The 4,025-nt window shown below is 71.7% G+C and carries 3 protein-coding genes and 1 pseudogene; all 4 read left to right on the forward strand.

Features of this window, described 5'->3' with window-relative positions:
• Positions 1-383 (forward strand): annotated as a pseudogene (locus QOL99_RS15595) (E3 binding domain-containing protein); the annotation flags it as partial.
• 172 nt (positions 384-555) lie between these two features.
• Positions 556-1,770, forward strand: coding sequence for an adenylosuccinate synthase (locus QOL99_RS15600; RefSeq protein ID WP_285525170.1), 1,215 nt, complete (start codon positions 556-558; stop codon positions 1,768-1,770).
• Between the two features lie 318 nt (positions 1,771-2,088).
• A complete protein-coding gene (gene folE, locus QOL99_RS15605) occupies positions 2,089-2,700 on the forward strand; it encodes a GTP cyclohydrolase I FolE (protein WP_407650202.1) in 612 nt (203 codons plus the stop codon).
• Between the two features lie 185 nt (positions 2,701-2,885).
• The coding region (locus tag QOL99_RS15610; RefSeq protein ID WP_285525172.1) for a GGDEF domain-containing protein at positions 2,886-4,025 on the forward strand (1,140 nt) is incomplete at its 3' end.

Here is a 4,025-nt window from a genome sequence, read left to right on the forward strand (position 1 = left end):
GGGCGCTCGGGCAGGACGTGCCGCTCGCGCTGCTCGTCGCCCGCGCCGCGCAGCGCCACGCCGAGGCGCTGGACCTGGGCACGGTCGCCGTCTACCGGGTCGGGGGCGAACAGGCCCGCCCCGTGCACTCCGGCAGCCTGCGCGAGGCCCTCGCCGCGCTCGACGGCGACTTCGCCGGAACGCCCGACCTCCTCGTCACCGACGCCGGGGCGCTCGACCTCGACGAGCTGCACCTGCCGCACGCGCTGACCCTCAGCGTGGGCCGGGTGCAGGGGGGCCGCGCCGCCCTGACCCTCAACGGGCCGGTGGACCCCGCCCAGGGCGCCCGCTTCCTGGCAAGCGTGGCGACCACGCTGGAGGAACCGATCATCCTGGTGATCTGAGCCCCGCCCGCGTTCCGAAGAAGGCTCCAGCCCCGGCTGGGGCCTCCTTCTCTTTGGGTGCTCTGGGCGCGTGGCCCCGCCGGGGTACACTGGGGCACGGTGCCGTGCGCCGTGCTTTTTTTTGGCCTGAGGCCGGGAAAGGGCAAGTCTGCGTGCGCGGCTGGAGGCTGACATGCCGGGAATCGCCATCATCGGGGCGCAGTGGGGAGACGAGGGCAAGGGCAAGATCACCGATTTTCTGGCGCCGGAGGCCCGCTACGTGGTGCGCTATCAGGGCGGGGCCAACGCGGGGCACACCGTCACCGCCAGGGGCCAGACCTTCAAGCTCAACCTGCTGCCCAGCGGGGTGCTGCACGCGGGCGCGGTCAGCGTGCTGGGCGACGGCATGGTCATCGACCCCGAGAAGTTCCTGGCCGAGCGCCAGAGCCTGCTCGCGGGGGGCTTGTCGCCCGAGCTGCGCATCAGCGACCGCGCCCACCTCGTGCTGCCGCACCACAAGTACGTGGACGGCCGGGGGGACTTCGTGGGCACCACCGGGCGCGGCATCGGCCCGGCCTACGCGGACCGGGCGCGGCGGGTGGGGCTGCGCTTCGGGGACCTCGCCGACGACGCCACGCTGCGCGAGCGCGTGGGGCGGCTGCTGGAGGCCAAGCCCAACTCCACCCGTGACGCGGGCTGGGCCACGGTGGAAGACGCGCTGGGCTACCTGCTGCCCATCCGGGACGCCGTGCTGCCCTTTGTCTTTGATACTGGCTCGGACCTGCGCCGGGCCATCCGGGACGGCGAGAACGTGCTGTTCGAGGGCGCGCAGGCCACCCTGCTCGACCTGAACTACGGCACCTATCCCTTTGTCACGAGCAGCCACCCCACGGTGGGCGGCATCCTGGTCGGTGCGGGCGTCAACCACCGCGCCGTCAATCGGGTGTACGGGGTCGCCAAGGCCTTTAACACGCGGGTCGGCCACGGTCCCTTTCCCACCGAGGTCTTCGGGGAGATGGAGCGGCGGCTGCGCGGCGACGGCTCGCAGCCCTGGGACGAGTTTGGCACCACCACCGGCCGCGCCCGCCGGGTGGGCTGGCTGGACCTCGAACTGCTGCGCTACGCTGCCGAGGTCAACGGCCTTGACGGTCTCGTCATCAACAAGATGGACATTCTGGCGGGGCTGGACACCGTCAGGGTCTGCGTCGCCTACGGCACCGAGGGCCAGCCCGTCTACCGCGAGCTGCCCGGCTGGAGCACCACCGACGGCGCCGAGAGCCGGGACACCCTGCCGCGTGAGGCCCAGGCTTACCTCGACCTGATCGAGGAGACGGTGGGCGTGCCCGTCGTGATCTTCTCGTGCGGCCCCGCCCGCGAGCAGACCTACGGGGCCGTGAGCTGGACCTAGAGCATGTGCCATAAGAATGCGGTGGGGTTCCGCCTTCGTTGGCCGAGCGGACCTGCAAAGCTGCGCAGCAGAGCGAGTCAATGCTCCAGGTTCCCGGCGGACCGGCTACAGTCCCCCGCCGCGCCGGTCCTTACACTCCGGGCCCGACCCTCTGCGCCCGACCCTCTGGGCCCGACACTCCGGGGACTGCTCCCCGCGCCGTGCCCGGCGGGCCGCCNTCCGGGCCCGACCCTCTGCGCCCGACCCTCTGGGCCCGACACTCCGGGGACTGCTCCCCGCGCCGTGCCCGGCGGGCCGCCGCCCCAAAGGAGACCCACCTTGACCATTCCACCCACCATCAGCGCCGCCGACGAGCGGCTGGAAGTGCCGGAGTTGCGCGACCTGACCCACGGCTGGCTCTCGGCCATCGGGGAAGACCCGGAGCGCGAGGGGCTGCAAAGGACCCCGCAGCGCGTCGCCAAGGCCTGGGCCTTTCTGACCGCCGGGTATGGCCGCAGTCTCTCGGACGCGGCCGGAGACGCCGTGTTCGCCGCCGAGGGCAGCGAGATGGTGATCGTCAAGGACATCGAGTTCTATTCGATGTGCGAGCACCACATGCTGCCCTTTTACGGCCGGGCGCACGTCGCCTATATCCCGGACGGGCAGATTCTGGGCCTGAGCAAGTTCGCCCGCATCGTGGACCTGTACGCCCGTCGCCTGCAGGTGCAAGAACGCCTGACCACCCAGGTCGCCGACGCCCTCGAAGAACTGCTGGCCCCGCGCGGCGTGGCCGTGCTGCTCGAGGGCGTGCACCTGTGCATGGCGATGCGCGGAGTGCAGAAGCAGAACTCCTCGACGACCACCAGCGCCATGCGCGGCCTGTTCAGGGACGACGCCCGCACCCGCGCCGAGTTCATGAGCGCGGTGCAGACCACCTTGCGGGGGCGCTGACCCCCCCTCTCGGGGGTAAGGGGCAGTCCAAAAAGACGAAAATCTTACGTTCTGGCGCTGGAAAAGTGGCATTTCAGCCAGGGGTGCGCCAGAATGCCCCGGCAGGGCGGCAGACCGGCAGCTTCGGCCGCCCGGCCCGTTCTCTGAGCCTCCCCCCGCCCGCCTCCCCGGTGCCCCCCCCTGACATGACCTTCTTGCTGCTCAATTTCTGCTTGCTGATCACCTGCGCCTTTGCGGTCAGCCTGACCTACCGGGAGTGGCCGGTGCGGCGCCGGGGCACCGAGCACGCCGCGCGGCTGGTGCTGACGGCGGGCGTGACCCTGCTACTGGCCATGTCCAGCATGGAAGTCGGGGGCTTCCGGATCGATCTGCGGTACGTGCCCATCGCGCTGATCACCCTGCATTCCGGCCCTGTGCTGGGGGCGCTGGTGGCCGCGCCCATGCTGGTGTGGCGAATCTGGTTCGACGGTGACGCCGGAATCTGGCCGGTGGTGTGGCTGCATTTTCTGAGCGTGCTGCTGCTGAGCACCCTGATGCGTCCCTGGGCCCAGCGGCTGCTCGTGGATCTGCGGGGGCGCGACCTGTGGTTGACCCCGCTGCCCTTTCTGGGGGTGGGCTGGGGCCTGCTGCTCTCGGCCGAGGGCCGTGACCTGTTCTGGAGTTCGTATCCGCTGCGGCTGCTGCTGGGCGGGGTGGGGCTGGCGGCGGCGCTGTTCATCCTCCAGTCGCGGTTGCGGCTGCTGCGGCTGGCCCACACCCTGCGCACCCAGGCCCACACCGACCCGCTGACCGGGTTGCCCAACCGCCGCCAGTTCGACCGCGACCTCGCGGCGCTGGGCAGTGGGGGGCACCTCGCCCTGCTGGACCTCGACCATTTCAAGGCGATCAACGACTGTCACGGCCACAGCGGCGGGGACCGGGTCTTGCGGCAGGTCGGGCGGCAGCTGGAGGGCCCCGGGCCGGGCGGGGTGCGGGCTTACCGGGTGGGCGGCGAGGAATTTGCCCTGCTGGCCGAGGCGGCGGAGCGCGGAGCGCTGCTGGACTGGGTGGATACCCTGCGCGGGGAGCTGCGCCGGGGCCACCTGCCCTGGGGACCCTTGACCCTCTCGGCGGGGCTGGCGACCCGCCTTCCTGCCGAGGCCGAAGGCACCCTGCTGCGCCGCGCTGACGAGGCCCTCTACCTCGCCAAGACCAACGGCCGCGACCGACTGGTGGTGTGGAGTGAGCGTGCGCCGCAGACGCCGGATGCGGGCGGCGAGCCCCCGGCGGCCCCGCAGCGGCTGCAGCCGCGCCACTCGGTGTGGCAGGGCCTGCGCACCACCGTG

It is taken from the genome of Deinococcus rhizophilus, from assembly GCF_030271215.1.
Classification (GTDB): domain Bacteria; phylum Deinococcota; class Deinococci; order Deinococcales; family Deinococcaceae; genus Deinococcus; species Deinococcus rhizophilus.